This is a genomic window from Sneathiella sp. (assembly GCF_041689005.1).
Classification (GTDB): domain Bacteria; phylum Pseudomonadota; class Alphaproteobacteria; order Sneathiellales; family Sneathiellaceae; genus Sneathiella.
The window spans coordinates 1-16,996 of sequence record NZ_JBDNHC010000142.1 but is presented as its reverse complement, the minus strand read 5'-3'; the positions used below and the strand labels follow the sequence as shown (position 1 = coordinate 16,996).

Sequence of the window (16,996 nt, the reverse complement as noted above, 5' to 3'; positions counted from 1 at the left end):
GATGGATAATCCCCCTGGTGATCCAGCACCATACGGATCGCTCGTGCGCGAACCTCGGGTGCAAATTTGTTCGTTGTCTTGTTCATAATGGCTCCTTCTACTCAAGAGTGGGAGCCTCCGGCAATCCCGGGGCGGTTCAGACACCAATAAATTCATCGCCCAGCAAGACCTCCGCTGTTCCATCAGAAGGGCGTCGTTCTTTCACAACAAAATCTTCATTCTCGAACTTCTCGCGCAAATACCGCTGCACCCTTAACGTCTCTGATCGTGTCATGCTTGCCCCGCTATTCTATAGAACTTCAAGAGTGTCTGCTATCGGTCCTTTAAGGCCCGACCGAACGACACATTTCACTTTCGTATCTATTCCGAAATCCTCCAGATCAATATTCGAGCGTTCCAGCATGCTGGTATGAATGAACACGTCTTCGCCTCCCCCCTCCGGTGTGACAAACCCGTATTTATGCTCAGGGACATAGGTCGTAACGGTTCCTTCAACTTCAAAGTTCGCCGTCGAGGGGCTTGCGGCTTCCTCGTCTTCTTCCGGTTCGTGAATAGCGACGACCTGCTGGCCCCGGTCGCCATCTGCGAGATCGCAGACAATCCGCATCCCTTCTGTCAATTCCTGATATGATGTATCCTGCAACACGGAAATATGGACGAATGCGTCCGGTGACCCGTCATCGGGAGACACAAAACCAAAGCCCTTGGCTTCATCAAAAAATTTAACAGTTGCCGCAATTTTCTTGCGGACAGCTTTTGAAGGCTTACGATCATTCATCCGTGGAGGACCTCATAGTCAAAAAAATATACCCTGCAATACCGAATATAGGAGCAAAGCTCAAACCTTTCCGTGTTTTTTCGGATTATTTGCCTGTCTGCCGTCGATAATGCCTCTAAAAAGCACGATTAATTTTCAGTCGCAACCGTGGCGGCGCATCTTGAAATGCTATGCTGAATCAATTTAACGATCTCTGGACGGGTACCAACCGCGCCAGCATAATGGATTTTGTCTCGGGGTCCGCCCTCTCGTCGCCGCTTTTCGATTGCGGCGGGGACATCTTCCGTCGCATGCGGCCCCTCAGCCGCAAAGAGCCCGACGAGAATAAGCGGTATGTCGTCTTGCACTCGCTGGTTCAGCCATTCCTCAAGAGATGGCACTTGATTTAGGAAGACTGAGGATACGCAGCCAAAACTGCCGGTTGCCTCCAAAGCTGCCTGTTGCAGCCTAGTCGCCTCAAAGGAGGCATTGGATTTCGACGACCCGTGAGCCACGAGAACAACATGAACAGCGGACGGCGCGTAAAATTTCTCCTCACAAATTTCACGGACCATGGTAACAATTAATTTGGCCAATTCCGGGTCCACCCCCAATGCATCGCATTGATAAATTTTTCGATCCGGTTCGAATCGCATCCCTTTCTCAAGGCCAAATAGCTCAGGAATGCGAATTGTGACAAAATATCCGTTACTCATAAAAAATGGCAGCAAGAATATCTCGCCTTGGGGCAATAGCCGTGGCTGATCCGAAGCCGCAAGAAAGCAAGTCTGCACAACTCCATATCGATGGCTCTGCCGCAACGTCACGGCGTGCTGTGTCGCCGCCTCATGCGCCTCTGCTGAAACAGTAGACCCATGGGCAACAATAATGACAGACGGACGGGAGGTTTTCATTCTGTCTCTAAATTTCGATTTATCCAGACTGTTCAGGTTATGAAATATCCAAGGGTCGATTTCAACAGCTTAAATCCAACGTAACGGCAATTCTCGTCCGTAATGTTCTCAAATTTAGGGTTGAATATTTATATTATGCCCTTCTATGGGGTATTTTTCGGCTGCAGATCACCCTATTGCATTGGGAATTTCCGCCTCAAAAGCTGAGAAACCTCCCGATTAGCTTATTTATTTCCTGCGATCAGCGTCCCTTATGTAGAAATTTCTAGCCCAAATGCTGCTAAATATGTGATAGTGAGCAAATTAAGATGGCAAGAAATAGCCGTTGTATAAAACTAGCCAGTTCCTTTGGGAGGAAATATACCAATGATTAAGAAAACAATCTTGTCTATTGCCGCGTTTACTGCAGTAGCAGGCATTGCGTTTAGTGCGTATTCCGCCGAGACGGTGGATGGACCAGAAGTTAACTGGAACGTGTCGACATGGGGTAAGCAAAGAGCTTTTACCTCAAGCGTTGAAGCCATTCGGGATTATGTGGCCGAAAAGACCGGCGGCAAATTCCAGATTAAAATTCACTATGGTGAAGCCTTATCCAAAGCCAAAGAAAACCTCGATGGCATTAAGCTCGGGGCATTTCAGATGGCGATGCTTTGCACCGCCTATCACCCGGCTAAAACCCCGACAATGTCAGGATTGGACCTTCCCTTCCTTCCGTTCCCCAACCTGAAGGTACAAACAGCCGTGCATGAAGCCTTTTATCATGATCCGGCAGTTATTAAGGATCTTGCCCGTTGGGACGCGATGCCTCTGATGAGTTCGCTGCTGCCACAATATGAATTCACAGGCGTTGGTGATCCGCCGCTTACTTTAGAAGACTGGAAAGGTATGCGCGTCCGAGCTCTTGGTGGCATCGGTGAAGCTATGCGAAAAATTGGCGCAGTTCCAACAACAGTGCCAGCACCAGAAGTCTATACTTCGTTGGAGCGCGGCACAATTGAGGCCGCATCCTTTCCGTTCACATATGCCCATGTTGCCTATCGGTTAACGGATATCGGAAAATGGTATACGGCAAATATGTCACCGGGTGCGAACAACTGCCCGGTCGTTGTAAATATTCCAGCGTATAACAAACTTCCTCCGGAATATCAGAAGCTTCTTCAGGAGGCTAAAACGCCTGCCTACGAAGCCCTGTACAACGCCTATGAAGCTGCAGACGCGAAAAATTTTCCGATTATGAAGGAAAAGGGCATGCAGCCAATTACCTACACAGATGAGGAACTTGCAAAATTCCACGCGGTTGGTGCGAAGCCAGTTTGGGATGAATGGATCGCAAAAATGGATAGCGATGGATATCCTGGTGATCATTTATTCGAGTTGATCATGACGACGTCCAAGCAAGCGTCCAAGTAAGTAAACCCATATGAGGGCCTGGGATTCCAGGCCCTCTTTACTCAGCAAAGTATGACATCATGACAGCAAAAACGCTCCCGAACGGTTCGACCTCCGGGTCAGCATTCGCGACTTTTGACCGCGGATTTTCCAAAATTGAAGATTTTCTGAATGGTATTTCAGCGCTGGCGATATTCTTTGTAATGCTTCTCGGCGTTACCCAGGTTCTGAGCCGGAAATTACTTAATATACCTATTCCCGGATATATCGACTTCATCGAACAAAGCATGGTGATTTTTGCCTTCTTCGGTATCGCCTACTGTCAGCGCCTTGGCGGGCATGTCCGCATGGATCTGTTTATGGCAAAATTCAGCGCCCGTCCGCTGTATTTTTTTGAAGCGATAGCAACGTTGGTAGGTCTTTTTGCCATAACCGTATTAATCGAGACCAGCTGGCTGCACTTTCTTAGAGCCTATCAATTGGGCGATTCAACAATTGATATCGGGATTCCCATATGGCCGGCAAAACTGGTGGTGCCCTTGGCATTTTCTATCCTCTGGATCCGATTTGCCCTTCAGTTGATCGGATTTACGCGCCTTTTCGTCAATCCAAACGCAGAGATAATTGCAGTTCCGGTGATTGAAGATGTAACCGCACTCGCGCGTCATGAAATTGAGGATGCGCTCGGTGAAGAGGCTGCCAAACAAGCAAAATTTGATGAAACCTACCGTAAAACGGGGAAAAAATAATGGGTCTGGATCCTCTTCTCTCCGGTATTATCGGTATGGGCTTTTTGGTCGTTATGGTGTTTTTTGGGGTGCGCGTCTACATCGCCGCCACAGTCGTCGGCATGCTCGGCATCGTTTCCATCATTGGGTGGGATGCTGGGACTGGAATCGTCGGAACAATACCCCATTCCAAAGCAACTCTCTATTCATTGAGTGTGCTGCCGATGTTCATTTTAATCGGTTTTCTGGCGTTTCATGCCGGGATCACGACATCCGCCTTTGAGGCGGCGAAGCGATGGATCGGTTGGGTTCCAGGCGGTCTGGCTGTTGCGACAGTCTTTTCCGCCGCGGGGTTTGCTGCTGTTTCCGGCGCCAGTACGGCGACAGCGGCCGTTTTTAGCCGCGTAGCCATCCCGGAAATGCTCGATAATGGTTATGACAAGCGTTTGGCAGCGGGGGTCGTTGCTGCAGCTGGAACTCTTGCTTCCCTTATTCCGCCAAGTGCGATCCTCGTTATTTATGCGATCATCGTAGAACAGTCTGTCGGCGCTTTGCTTCTCGCTGGCTTTGTCCCCGGAATTGTCTCAGCCCTGGTCTACGCGCTTATTATTATGGGAAGAGCCGCGGCAAACCCAAAACTCGGGCCCCCCGTTGGCGGGTTCACGATGAAGCAGAAGATGCAATCGCTGCCCGGCACCCTCCCCATTATTGCCGTGATCGCCATCATTTTCAGCGCTATCTATGGGGGTTGGGCAACTCCGACAGAAGCCGGAGCGTTGGGTGCTTTTGTGGTTCTCATTCTTGCCTTTTTCCATGGCATGCGGACGAAAGCGCTGAAAGACGCCTTGTTTGAGACGGCTAAATTGTCAGTGATGATTTTTTCCATCATCTGGGGAGTACTGGTCTTTGTTCGTTTTCTTGGATTCTCCGGTTTGCCGGAAGCATTTGCTGAATGGATCCTCTCCCTTCCCTTTCCACCGACAATGATCATTGTTCTGATTCTTTGCGGGTATGCTGTCCTGGGCATGTTCATGGATGCGATCGGCATGCTTTTACTGACACTTCCTGTTGTGTATCCTGCGGTGATGGGACTTGGGTATGATCCGATATGGTTCGGGATTATCGTGGTGAAAATGGCAGAAATATGCTTGATTACCCCCCCCATTGGTTTGAACTGCTATGTGGTCAATGGTGTGAGACCGGACATACCGCTATCGGATGTCTTCCGAGGAATTGGTCCGTTTTTTGTCGCCGACGTCATCACAATCGGACTGTTTATTGCCTTCCCGTGGCTGATTACATGGTTGCCGCAAACAATGCTAAACTAACCGTGACGACATAAATCATCCTCCCGAAAAGAAGAAGTAACAAAGGATAGATAAGGGGCACTATTGCTCGCTGACAATTGGTGCCGGTTGCATTAGACTGCTGGTCAGATTGCGGCGAGCGAAGTCTGCAATCCAACGCTGGGGACAGACAGAGGACCTCACCAAACTCAATAACCGGTGATATTTCATCTTTCCCAGGTAGGTGACGTCACTGAGACAAAGAAAATAAAGAAAAAGGATGCCGGAGAAATGGATTTCACACTGACGGAAGAGCAGGAAGCCATTAAGGAGAATGTTGCGGGGCTCTGTAAACGCTTCGACGACCAATACTGGCTTGAAAAGGATCGCACAGGCGACTTTCCCTTCGATTTTCACAAAGCCATGGCAGATGCCGGCTGGCTTGGCATTACCATGCCAGAGGAATATGGCGGTGCCGGTCTCGGTGTTACAGAGGCCGCCTTGATGATGTTCGAAGTTGCAAAATCATCTGGCGCCATGTCCGCGGCATCGGCGATTCACATTAATATCTTCGGACCCCACCCCATTGTCGTCTTTGGCAATGACGAGCAAAAAAACCGCTGGCTTCCCCCCTTGATAAAGGGCGAGGTGAAATCCTGCTTCGGCGTCACCGAGCCGAATGCCGGCCTTAACACCACAGCGCTCGAGACCCGGGCGGAAAAAACCGCAACGGGCTATCTCGTCAACGGACGAAAGATCTGGACGACAACGGGACAAGAAGCCGACAAGATAATGTTGCTCGCGCGGACAACACCGAAAGATAAATGCAAAAAGGCGACTGACGGCCTTTCGCTTTTCTATACCGACCTAAACCGCGAATATGTCGATGTCCGTATCATTGAGAAAATGGGCCGTAAAGCGGTGGATTCTAACGAAGTCTTCATCGACAACCTACCTGTGCCGCAAGAGGACCTGATTGGGGAAGAGGGAAAGGGATTTCATTACCTGCTCCACAGTCTCAACCCGGAGCGCGTACTGGTTGGCATCGAGGCAATCGGTATTGGCATGAATGCGCTTGGCAGAGCGGCTAAATACGCCCGTGAGAGAGAGGTTTTTGGCCGTCCCATCGGCAAGAACCAGGCCATCCAGCATCCGCTCGCCGAAAACTGGATGGAGCTTGAGGCGGCCTTCCTCATGGCCATGAAAGCGGCATCGAATTACGATGCTGGACTTGAGGCCGGGGTCTATGCAAATGCCACGAAGTATCTCGGCGCGGAAGCCGGCTTCAAGGCGTGCACTCAGGCCGTCATGACCCATGGCGGCATGGGATATGCCAAGGAATTTGTCGTCGAACGACTTATGCGCGAAGTAATGATCTGCCGGATTGCCCCGGTCAGCCCGCAACTTGTTCTGTGCTATATCGCCGAGAAAGCGCTAGGCATGCCGAAATCCTATTAAATAAGAAAAGAGAAGCTTAATGAGTATGCCAAGCAGCGGTCCTCTTTCCGGGATACGTGTTGCCGACCTGACCTCTGTTCTGCTCGGTCCGTTTGCCACACAGATTCTTGGCGATATGGGGGCAGACGTCATAAAAGTGGAGGGCCCGGAAGGGGATACGACCCGCGAACTGGGTCCACGGCGATCTCCCGGCATGGCGGCCATATATCTCAACGCTAACCGCAACAAGCGCGGTCTGTGCATTGATCTCAAAACAAAGGACGGCCATGCAGCTTTCCTGAAACTGCTCGAAACGAGCGATGTTTTTATTCATAATATGAGGCCCTCAGCCATAAAACGGCTGGCGCTCACCTATGAGGATGTGCGTGCCGTCAATCCGAAGATCATTTATTGTGGTGCTTACGGCTTCGGACAGGACGGTCCCTATGCGAACAAGCCCGCCTATGATGACATGATACAAGGGGTCAGCGGTATCGCCTCAACCCAGTCGTCTTTGATGGGGCGCCCGGGATATCTACCGACGGTGATTGCCGACAAGACAACGGGACTTACTGCCGTTTACTCAATTTCGATGGCCCTGTTTCACCGCGAGAGAACGGGTGAGGGACAGGAAATAAAAGTCCCTATGTTTGAAACAATGGTCCAGTTTCATATGCTTGAGCATTTATACGGCGAAAACTTTAACCCGCCTTTGGGAAAAGCCGGGTATCCCCGGGCAATTTCCCGCAACCGTCACCCCTACAAGACAAAAGACGGCATGATCGGCGTCCTCCCCTATGTCGACAAGCAATGGCGCGCTTTTTTTACTATGGCGGGCCGCCCGGAACTGATGGCAGATCCGCGCTTCACGACAATTGATGCGCGGCTTGACAATATCGACGAGGTTTATGAAATCCTTGGCGATATCATTGCGACACGCACATCGGCGGAATGGCTTGCGGATCTCGACGCGGCAAACATCCCGGCGGTCCCGATCAACAGCCCCGAAGACCTGCTTCACGACGCCCATCTTGAAGCCATTGGATTTTGGAAGTCAATGGAGCACCCGACGGAAGGAAGCCTGACCTATCCCGGCATACCGACTGAATTTTCAGCCAGTCCGGGCGCCGTCCGGCGCCATGCGCCCAATTTGGGAGAGCATAATGCCGAAGTCCTTGCTGAAATCGGATATACCGATGCTGAAATTGAAAAAATGACATCGGCTGGCGTCTTGCACAGCCGATCCACCTGACACCTGATAGCGTAAGAAAAATTACCGAGCGAGCCCGTCATGCATATCCGTGAATTTGCCAAATCAACACCTGACAAGCCTGCCCTGATTATGGCCGGCAGTGGAGAGATTGTAACCTACCGACAACTCGATGAACGGTCCAATCAAGGTGCGCAGTATTTCCGCTCTCTCGGACTTGAGATCGGGGATCATATAGCTTTCCTGATGGAAAATAGTGCCCGGTTTTTAGAAATCTGCTGGGCCGCGCAACGAGCGGGCCTATATTATACCGCCATAAGCTCGCGCCTGACGGCGGATGAGGCTGCCTATATCGTTAACGATTGTTGTGCCCGCGTTTTTATAACCTCGCATGCCAAAAGCAAACTGGCTGAGGAGCTGCGCGATAAAATACCCGCCGTCGAACAACGATTGATGGTTGATGGTGTCGTTCCGGGATACGAGTCCTATAGCGATGCTATATCCCAACATGACATTTCCCCTCTTCCGGATGAATGCGAAGGGTCTGACATGCTCTATTCGTCCGGGACAACTGGACGGCCCAAAGGGATTAAACCGGCGGAAATCGGTTGCGCAATCGGATCAGTGGACTATCTTTACGGAACCCTTCAAAGCATATACCGCTTTTCGGCCGATACAATTTACCTATCGCCGGCGCCGCTTTATCATGCGGCTCCCCTCCGCTACAACATGCGTATCCTGCGCCTCGGCGCGACTTCCGTGATCATGGAAAATTTTGATGCACAGACCTATCTTCAACTGATAAAGAAATACAGGATTACCCATACTCAGCTCGTACCGACAATGTTTGTGCGCATGCTGAAACTTCCCGATGATGTACGCTTGGGGTATGACCTCAGCTCGCTGGAGATGGCGATACATGCCGCCGCCCCCTGCCCTGAAAAGATTAAATACCAGATGATAGACTGGTGGGGACCTATCATATACGAATATTACGCAGGAACGGAGGGGAACGGATATTGCGCTGTCTCCTCGAAAGAATGGCTGGCCCACCCGGGAACCGTAGGCCGCGCCCTTAAAGGTGTGGCCCATATTCTAGATGAAGACGGAAATGAACTCCCCGCGCGTGAAATCGGGAACATCTATTTTTCGGACGGCCCCGATTTTACCTACCATAATGACCCGGTCCGCACAGCACAAAGCCGCAATGAAAAAGGCTGGAGCACCCTCGGAGATGTCGGTTATCTCGACGAGGACGGCTTTTTGTACCTCACCGACCGGCAAAGCTACATGATTATTTCCGGCGGCGTAAATATCTACCCGCAGGAGATCGAGGACCTTCTTCTCACCCATCCCGCGGTGTATGATGCCGCGGTTTTCGGTGTCCCCAACGAGGAATTCGGCGAAGAAGTAAAAGCGGTCATTCAACCTATTGACATGGCGTCCGCAGACACTGGTCTTGTGGCAGACTTGCTCGATTTCTGCCGGGCAAATCTAAGCCATGTCAAATGCCCGAGATCAATCGACTTTGACGCCGAACTCCCACGCCATCCAACGGGTAAATTGTACAAGCGGCTATTGAAAGACCGCTACTGGCCGGACAAGAAAAGCCGTATTATCTGAGTTTATGAGGCGAGCCTCAGCCCACCCAGATTATGCATGGTCTTAAGTGTCATGTGGCAGGCCTTGGCCGCCTCCTGTCCCTTAATGACAAAATGTTCCGAGAAAAAGGTTATATGGGCGTCTGTCTCCTGGAAGTGATGCGGTGTGAGGACGACCGACAATATCGGCACACCGGTTTCCAACTGCACCTGCATCATGCCATCAAGAACGGTTTTCGCCACAAAATCATGGCGATAAATACCGCCGTCCACAATCAGACCCGCTGCCATAATCAGGTCATACTGCCCGGTCTGGGAGAGCTTTTTCGCCATCAGCGGAATTTCCAAACTTCCCGGTACATCATGAATGTCGACCATATCCTCATCATAGCCGTAGGTACCAAGCTCACGAATGAACGACTGGCTCGCCTGATGCACGATGCCCGCATGCCAGTTGGCCTGAATAATAGCTATCTTTTTAAAGGATTTACGGATTTCCGGGGTTTGATTGTCATTTTTGGTGTTTTTATTTTTCATTTTTTGGGCCTTGTTTCTTCAAGTTGACAAAAACCCAAGGCAGATCGGATCAAGGGCCGGAAAGGCATACGCCTTCCTTCTTTCCCCTTTTTCCTGTTCTCTTCCATCCGGACTATGACCGTCGGCTTCGGAATTTCACCGAATCTGCTGACCCCGCCGAAGCGGGCGCTCGCGGGCTTGAACAATTTCTGTTCTTACCGCCGGTAGGGACTTTCACCCCGCCCTGAGAACATTTCCTCAACATAACGAGGAAATATCACTTTTTATTTTAGGGATGTTTTCACGGTTTGCAAGATGAACCATGTTAAAATCTAGCTTCGCGCCTTCCCTTCCGTGAACAAGAAGGATAGTTAGGGGGTAGTCAAGTGATATATCCCATGCCCTGTGTTAAGGAACTGCCGTGCCCGAGCGAAATTTTGCGATCCTGGTAAAAGAAGTTATTACCTACAATCAGTTAGAGCAATATTTCACAGGCATGGACGCAGTTGCTGAAATTAACAGCCATTACGATCTCCAGCCCGATATTGAGACCATCGAAAGGGATTTCAAATCGGCTGGCGGATTAAAACTTTCTCATGCTCAACGACGCATGTTGACGGTGCTTGTAAGTCTGTGGAATGACCGGGTTGCGGATAGTATATTCAATGAAAGTCTCGGCTCCCTCGCAAAAACAGTCCAGTCGATGGACCGCAATAACCGGGAATTACTGGCGGAGTTGATTGTCACTTATCCCGGATGGGGATAAAGGACTGGCCAGCACCGCAAGCAAACCTTACGATTATCTGATAACATGCGATAATATTTTGGCATAGAGTAGCTCACCGATGATGAACTGGCATAAACTTCTGTCAACCAAGCGGTTCGGGCAGAACCACAATGATCCCGTCATAGCCTCCCGCAGTCCCTTTCACAAGGATCAGGATCGGATTGTCTTCTCATCCGCCTTCCGGCGCCTGCAGGATAAAACACAAGTCCACACCCTTGCGGAAAGTGACTATGTCCGCACCCGCCTCACTCATTCATTGGAAGTGGCGTCCGTCGGCCGCTCCCTCGGTGCCAACGCGGGGCAGGTTGTAATCGACCGCCATCTCAAGGGGAGCGAGTATAGTCCCGCCGATTTTGGCCATATCGTTTCCGCCGCCTGTATGGCTCATGACATCGGCAATCCGCCATTCGGCCATTTCGGCGAAGAGATTATCCGCCATTGGTTTCAAAAAGGAACGGCAGCGGCAGAACGAAAAAAGGGTCTTAGCGCCTCGGAAACCTGTGATTTTGAAATGTTTGAAGGGAATGCCCAGGGATTTCGGACGCTCACCAAACTCCAGAACTGGCGGAATGCGGGAGGCTTGCGCCTGACCTATGCTACTTTGGGCACGTTTATGAAATATCCGCGAACGTCTGTAGTCAAGAACCTCATTTCAGGCGACAGCGGAAGCAAAAAATTCGGCGTTATGCAGTCCGAGCGCGATACGTTTCGGGAAATCGCCGCGGAACTTGGCTTAAGCCAGCGCGGCGATAACGATTACTGGTGCCGCCATCCCCTTGCCTATCTTGTCGAAGCCGCCGACGATATCTGCTACTCCATAGTCGATATCGAAGATGGCTATAAGCTTGGACGGCTGAACTATGCCGAAACCGAAGATATCATGCTTCGGATTCTGGGGGCGCCGCCCAAGCGCTATTCGGAAGTTACTGAAAATTCGGAACGGATATCCTATCTTCGTGCCAAATGCATTGGCCGACTTATCGGGGAGGTATCGGATATTTTCAAGGATTGCGAATCAGAAATACTCGCTGGAAAATTTGAAGGGGATCTTTTGCACAGATCAAGGCGCGCAGGCCTTTTTATCGAGATTGGCGAGCTGTGCCAAAGAGAAATTTACCACCACCGCGAACGGGTCCAGGCTGAACTGAGCGGCGCTGAAATACTCACAACCCTTCTGGATGCGTTTTACGCCGCCAATCTCGACTGGGAAAATTTCCAGAATTCCGGTGAAATGATGAACCCCCGGTCAACTGTGCTGATGACACTCTTTCCGGCCGGAAACGCCCCCACCCGCTCCCGGTACGACTGGCTTTTGGAAATTACCGATTTTGTTGCCGGCATGACTGATTCCTTCGCCCTCAGGCAGTTTCGGGAAATTAAAGGCATTATTTAATCGCTCGATTTTTACCATCGATTGTAACTACATTTTAACTTGACTGGCCTAAGATTTAGCTTTTCGCAGTTTAGGCCAATGACAGCAACCTTACTCGATACATCGCGTTATGAAGATCGCATTGCAGGTATGTTCGCCGACATGTCCGTTGAAACGCGAACAAAAACGGCGCAAACAGTTGCCGATAAACTTGCCGCGCAATCTTTGCAGGATGAAGACCTGGCCCTGACTACGGCAATTATTGAATATCTCATTACTGATATCGAAACGAATGTGCGCGAGGCGATCTCAGTTGCGGTCAGGGAATATGAATTTCTGCCCCGGAATATTGCAATGAAACTTGCCCGGGATATCGATGAAGTTTCCTTGCCTATTGTCTCCTGCTCCCCTTTGTTCACGGATGAGGATCTGCGAGACCTGCTTGAAACGGCCAGCGACAGCAAACAGACAGCCATTGCTGGACGAGCCCATCTCGGTCTCAAAACAACAGGTTGGATCGCGGAAAACGGATGTTATCCGGCAATCAGGGCTTGCCTGAAAAATCCAACATCGATTATCGGAAAAAGTGGTTATAGCCATATTCTTGTTCGATTCGGGGATGTTGACCCGATTCAGGAACTGATTATCCACCGGCCCTTTCTTCCACAGGATATCATTATCCATCTCTGCGATTTTGTATCCCAGGAATTCAAACAGTTTCTGCTAGAAGAAAAGCGGCTGTCCGAGCCGACCTCGACACGCATGATCTTGAATGCTCGGGAAAAATCCTTGGCAAAAACCTTGAATCGCCGGATGACCGATCATGAACAATATAAGGCCTCCCTCTCGCTGCAACGGGAGGGCCGCCTGACGGCGACATTGATGTTGCGTACCCTGATTTCCGGGAATAGCTCCTTTTTTGCGGCCGCGCTTGGACAGGCTTCCGGTATATCAAAAAAACGCGTTGTCTCGCTGACCTCAGGGCGGGGTTACATGGGGTTCCAACGCCTTTACGAGCGGGCGCAGCTTCCCCCAAACCTTTATATAGTCTTCCGGACGGTCATGGAGGAGCAGCGCAAAGCCGCTCATTATCATCCGCGTGCTGACAAGGAGAACTTTCAGCAGCGGCTTATTGATCGTATTGCGGAAATATACGGCTGGGAAGATGGGGTGAGTTTAGAGGTACTGATGGAAAAACTGCTTCCCAACCGCCTGCACTGAGCTTTAAACTATTCTTGTAAAATTCTCCACCTGGGCAGCGCCGGTGCGCGTGTCTTTCAACTAAAGCGTTTTAAAAATAAAATGGAGATCAAGAATGACACTAGATCCACAAGCTAAATGGGTCCTTGATATTGCCAAGGAAAAAGGCCTGCCAACCCTTGATGAGTTGAGCGCCGAGGACGCCAAGGCGGCCTATGAAGAGCGAGCGATCGCCTTGTCTTTCAAAGGTATTGATATCGGAAAGTCTATCGACCTCAAAATTCCAGGCCCGCTGGGAGACATTCCGGTGCGCATATACCATCCGCTTGGAATGGAGGCTCCTCTCCCGGTTCTTGTCTATTACCATGGCGGTGGCTGGGTTGTTGGAAGTCCGAATACGCACGATTCGCTTTGCCGGAAAATCGCTAACTCGGGGCCCTTCGTCGTTGTCTCCGTCGATTACCGTATGGGACCGGAACACCCGTTTCCGGCGGCAGTGAACGATGCTTACGCCGCGCTTAACTGGTGTGTCGATCATATCGCCGACTATGACGGGGATGCCTCAAGAATTGCAGTTGGCGGGGATAGTGCCGGCGGGAACCTTTCTGCCGTTGTCTGCCTTGTGGCGCGGGAAGAAAAAACCTATATGCCGAAATTCCAGTGGCTTATTTATCCGGGGACCGACATGCGGATGAACAGCCGTTCCCACGAGACCTTTGCCGACGGGTATTTCCTGACCCGATCCCTGATGACCTATTTCCGCAAACATTACTTGCAAAATCCAGATGACAAAATGGACTGGCGGGCCTCCCCATTACTGGCGGTCAGCCTGGCGGGCTTGCCGCCTGCCTTGGTTCAGACCGCTGGGTTTGATCCACTTCAGGATGAAGGAAAAGCCTATGCGGAACGCATGAAAAAAGAAGGCAGTAATGCACATCTTACGCATTACGCCGGCATGCTCCATGGCTTCATCAACCTTGGCGGCGTGATCGATCAGGCCAGCAACTGCATTGACGAAGGTGTCGCCGCATTACGAAAGGCCTTTTCCTGATCGCATTGGGGGCCGCTATCGCTGATATAAAGCTATGCGACGGTTTCCATCAGTCTATTTCGTTCAGGACCGTTCTGATGGTGTCAAAAATCTGATCGATATGGCCTTTTTCGACAATGAGCGGCGGGGATAACGCAATAATGTCTCCTGTCGTCCGTATCAGGACACCCTTTTCATAGCATTTGAGAAACGCGTCAAAGGCACGGGCGGTCGGTTTTCCGGGACGGCTTTCAAGCTCGATGGCGCCGATCAGGCCGAGATTACGCAAGTCCGTGACATGCGGCGCGTCTCTCAGCGAATGCAGCCCGTCTTCCCAATAGCCGGAAATATCGTTGGCGCGCTTGAACAGATCCTCCTCCTTATAGCAGTCAAGGGTTGCAAGCGCTGCCGCTGCCGCCACCGGATGACCGGAGTAGGTATAGCCGTGGAACAGCTCGATCATGTTTTCCGGCCCGTCCATAAAGGCATTATAGATTTCCTTGGTGCAAACGACCCCGCCCATGGGAATAGTGCCACTGGTCAGACCCTTGGCCAGCGTGACAAGGTCAGGTTTGACCCCGAAATAATCGGTCGCGAATGCGGTGCCAAGGCGTCCAAACCCGGTAATCACTTCATCATAAATCAGAAGAATTCCATGCTTGTCACAGATCGCCCTCAGCCTTTCGAGATATCCCTTTGGTGGTAGAATAACGCCTGTCGATCCAGCGACCGGCTCGACGATAACCGCCGCGATGGTCGAAGCGTCATGCAATGCAACGATCCGTTCAAGATCATCTGCCAATTCCGCCCCGAATTCGGGGATGCCGCGGCTGAAGGCATTTTTCTCGGGCAGATGGGTATGCGGCATATGATCAACACCGGTCAGCATAGTGCCGAACGTGCGCCGGTTGGCAACAATTCCGCCAACGGAAATACCGCCAAACCCTGTGCCATGATATCCGCGTTCCCGGCCGATCAGCCGCGTCCGCGTCCCCTCGCCCCGGGCGCGATGATAGGCGAGCGCTATTTTCAGCGCGGTATCCACTGATTCCGACCCTGAATTGGTAAAGAACATATGATCTAGCCCAGTTGGAAACATTCCGGTGACACGAGCGGCCAGTTCGAATATTTTTGGGTGGCCTAGCTGAAATGTCGGCACATAATCCATTTCGGCAATTTGCCGGCTGACGGCCTCGACAATGCGCGGCTCTGAATGTCCGGCATTACAGCACCACAGGCCCGCCGTCCCATCGATGATCTGCTGTCCCTCAGCCGTCGTGTAGTACATGCCCTTCGCCCCGACCAGCATCCGGGGATTGGCCTTGAATTGGCGATTGGCCGTAAATGGCATCCAGAAAGCATCGAGGTTATTGGGCGACGAAGCGGCGAAATCAGACATACATAGGTTCTCCTGTGATCAGTTAGTTTGACGATATCCAGAACAGCAATTTACACAAGGCAAAAATGATCTCCCTGTTTTCCTGACTTTTTGGGTTACATCGGTGATTTCCATGTTTAGAATATTAAACACTATTCCGAATCATCTAGGAGGCCGATAAAGTGGAATTTGACCTTGGCGCCCGGTTGCGCAGTTTAAGGGAGCAACATGGATTGTCCCAACGGGAACTCGCGAAGCGGGCGGGCGTCACAAACGGGACAATTTCGATGATTGAACAGAACCGCACGAGCCCCGCTGTCGGGTCGCTCAAAAAGGTTCTCGACGGGTTTCCTATCGGCCTGTCGGATTTTTTCGCGAGCGACTTTTCCTCGCAGCGGCAAATCTTTTTTGTGCAGGAAGAATTAACAGACATCTCGAAAGGCGATATTTCCTACCGGCAGGTCGGGCGGGACCTGACTGGCAAGGCCTTGCAGGTCCTGCATGAGGTATATGCCCCCGGCGCCGATACGGGGCGCAGCATGCTGAGCCACCAAGGAGAGGAAGCCGGCGTTCTGGTTGCCGGAAAACTGGAGGTCACGGTTGGCACCGAAAAAAGAATTCTTAAGCGGGGAGACGCCTATTATTTCGAAAGCCATCGTCCGCACCGGTTCCGGTGCATTGGTGATGAGGCGGCGGTGGTTGTCACCGCCTGTACACCGCCGAGTTTTTAACTTTCGAGCGGTGTATCTACCCCGACGGCATCCTGAACCGATCGAAATTTGTCATCCCGCAATTTCTGCGCCAATCCGCTGGCGATTTTTGCGGCTATATAGGGTCCCTTATATATCATCGCCGTGTATAACTGCAAAAGTGAGGCGCCCGCCCGGATGCGGGCATAGGCGTCGTCGGCCGATTGAATGCCACCGACACCCACTAGCGGAATCCGCCCCTTTGTTGCCCGGTACATGTCGGAGAGGACAGACATCGACAAATTTTTAAGCGGCTGCCCACTCAGGCCGCCAATTTCCTCTCTGCGGGGATCTGTCACCTCGTCAGGGCGCGATATCGTTGTGTTACTGATAATGAGGCCATCTATTCCGTGAGCCAGAACCGCGGCGGCGATATCGGACTTGTCGTCATCCGTTAAATCCGGCGCGATTTTTAGCAGGACAGGGAAATGATCCCCGCCCGCGGCCGTCATGCTCCGGCGCGTCTCCATCAATTTCCCGAGTAGATCCTCCAGTTCTGCTTTTCCCTGTAGTGCCCGCAATCCCGGCGTATTGGGCGACGAAATATTGACCGTGACATAATCCGCAAACGGCGACAGCCTTTTCATCCCAAGAACATAATCCTGCACGCGGTCAACGCTGTCCTTGTTGGCGCCAAGGTTG

17 protein-coding genes and 1 riboswitch are annotated in these 16,996 nt (G+C 51.4%); of the genes, 11 read left to right on the top strand and 6 right to left on the bottom strand.

Going from position 1 to position 16,996, the window contains the following annotated elements:
- Positions 1-136: 136 nt before the first annotated feature.
- The 3 genes from ACESNI_RS15930 to ACESNI_RS15920 form a co-directional block, all read right to left on the bottom strand.
- Entirely contained in the window at positions 137-274 is a 138-nt protein-coding gene (locus ACESNI_RS15930; protein WP_373088785.1) for a DUF3126 family protein, read from the bottom strand.
- Positions 275-289: 15 nt separating this feature from the next.
- Positions 290-778 carry a cold-shock protein gene (locus tag ACESNI_RS15925; protein WP_373088783.1) on the bottom strand — a complete coding sequence of 163 codons (489 nt, stop codon included), beginning with the start codon at positions 776-778 and terminating at the stop codon, positions 290-292.
- A gap of 128 nt (positions 779-906) precedes the next feature.
- Positions 907-1,671: a CbiX/SirB N-terminal domain-containing protein gene (locus ACESNI_RS15920; RefSeq protein WP_373088781.1), complete on the bottom strand. Its 765-nt coding sequence runs from the start codon at positions 1,669-1,671 to the stop codon at positions 907-909.
- A 366-nt stretch (positions 1,672-2,037) separates the two neighbouring features.
- On the opposite strand from ACESNI_RS15920, the gene ACESNI_RS15915 reads away from it, so the two are divergent.
- From ACESNI_RS15915 to ACESNI_RS15890, 6 genes are all read left to right on the top strand, one after another.
- Positions 2,038-3,081, top strand: coding sequence for a C4-dicarboxylate TRAP transporter substrate-binding protein (locus ACESNI_RS15915; protein ID WP_373088779.1), 1,044 nt, complete (start codon positions 2,038-2,040; stop codon positions 3,079-3,081).
- A 182-nt stretch (positions 3,082-3,263) separates the two neighbouring features.
- On the top strand, positions 3,264-3,809 hold the full coding sequence (locus ACESNI_RS15910; protein ID WP_373088777.1) for a TRAP transporter small permease subunit: 546 nt from the start codon (positions 3,264-3,266) through the stop codon (positions 3,807-3,809).
- Positions 3,809-5,116, top strand: a complete 1,308-nt coding sequence (locus ACESNI_RS15905) for a TRAP transporter large permease (protein ID WP_373088775.1) — start codon at positions 3,809-3,811, stop codon at positions 5,114-5,116. The genes ACESNI_RS15910 and ACESNI_RS15905 overlap by 1 nt, the downstream gene beginning before the upstream one ends.
- 249 nt (positions 5,117-5,365) lie before the next feature.
- Positions 5,366-6,532 (top strand): acyl-CoA dehydrogenase family protein, encoded by a 1,167-nt coding sequence (locus ACESNI_RS15900; protein WP_373088773.1) that lies wholly within the window; start codon positions 5,366-5,368, stop codon positions 6,530-6,532.
- 19 nt (positions 6,533-6,551) lie between these two features.
- Positions 6,552-7,763 carry a CaiB/BaiF CoA transferase family protein gene (locus ACESNI_RS15895; protein ID WP_373088771.1) on the top strand — a complete coding sequence of 404 codons (1,212 nt, stop codon included), beginning with the start codon at positions 6,552-6,554 and terminating at the stop codon, positions 7,761-7,763.
- Between the two features lie 39 nt (positions 7,764-7,802).
- Positions 7,803-9,344 (top strand): AMP-binding protein, encoded by a 1,542-nt coding sequence (locus ACESNI_RS15890; RefSeq protein WP_373088769.1) that lies wholly within the window; start codon positions 7,803-7,805, stop codon positions 9,342-9,344.
- A gap of 2 nt (positions 9,345-9,346) precedes the next feature.
- On the opposite strand, the gene ACESNI_RS15885 is transcribed toward ACESNI_RS15890, so the two are convergent.
- Complete coding sequence (locus tag ACESNI_RS15885) at positions 9,347-9,859, bottom strand: 6,7-dimethyl-8-ribityllumazine synthase (RefSeq protein WP_373088767.1); 513 nt, start codon at positions 9,857-9,859, stop codon at positions 9,347-9,349.
- 91 nt (positions 9,860-9,950) lie between these two features.
- Positions 9,951-10,094, bottom strand: a riboswitch (FMN riboswitch).
- Positions 10,095-10,259: 165 nt separating this feature from the next.
- Between ACESNI_RS15885 and ACESNI_RS15880 the strand changes: the two genes are divergently transcribed.
- The 4 genes from ACESNI_RS15880 (at position 10,260) to ACESNI_RS15865 (ending at position 14,248) form a co-directional block, all read left to right on the top strand.
- Entirely contained in the window at positions 10,260-10,604 is a 345-nt protein-coding gene (locus tag ACESNI_RS15880) for a hypothetical protein (protein ID WP_373088764.1), read from the top strand.
- A 79-nt stretch (positions 10,605-10,683) separates the two neighbouring features.
- The gene (locus ACESNI_RS15875; protein ID WP_373088761.1) at positions 10,684-12,018 is read left to right on the top strand and encodes a deoxyguanosinetriphosphate triphosphohydrolase; all 1,335 of its coding nucleotides are present in this window, start codon (positions 10,684-10,686) and stop codon (positions 12,016-12,018) included.
- Positions 12,019-12,096: 78 nt separating this feature from the next.
- On the top strand, positions 12,097-13,218 hold the full coding sequence (locus ACESNI_RS15870; protein WP_373088758.1) for a DUF2336 domain-containing protein: 1,122 nt from the start codon (positions 12,097-12,099) through the stop codon (positions 13,216-13,218).
- Between the two features lie 94 nt (positions 13,219-13,312).
- On the top strand, positions 13,313-14,248 hold the full coding sequence (locus ACESNI_RS15865) for an alpha/beta hydrolase (RefSeq protein WP_373088755.1): 936 nt from the start codon (positions 13,313-13,315) through the stop codon (positions 14,246-14,248).
- A 49-nt stretch (positions 14,249-14,297) separates the two neighbouring features.
- Here the strand turns inward: ACESNI_RS15865 and ACESNI_RS15860 are convergent, their stop codons facing one another.
- Positions 14,298-15,626: an aspartate aminotransferase family protein gene (locus ACESNI_RS15860; protein WP_373088752.1), complete on the bottom strand. Its 1,329-nt coding sequence runs from the start codon at positions 15,624-15,626 to the stop codon at positions 14,298-14,300.
- A 161-nt stretch (positions 15,627-15,787) separates the two neighbouring features.
- On the opposite strand from ACESNI_RS15860, the gene ACESNI_RS15855 reads away from it, so the two are divergent.
- Positions 15,788-16,336 (top strand): cupin domain-containing protein, encoded by a 549-nt coding sequence (locus ACESNI_RS15855; RefSeq protein ID WP_373088749.1) that lies wholly within the window; start codon positions 15,788-15,790, stop codon positions 16,334-16,336.
- Here the strand turns inward: ACESNI_RS15855 and pyrD are convergent.
- A partial coding sequence (pyrD, locus tag ACESNI_RS15850) for a dihydroorotate dehydrogenase (quinone) (protein WP_373088746.1) occupies positions 16,333-16,996 on the bottom strand: 664 nt, incomplete at its 5' end. The two genes, ACESNI_RS15855 and pyrD, sit on opposite strands and share 4 nt — an antisense overlap.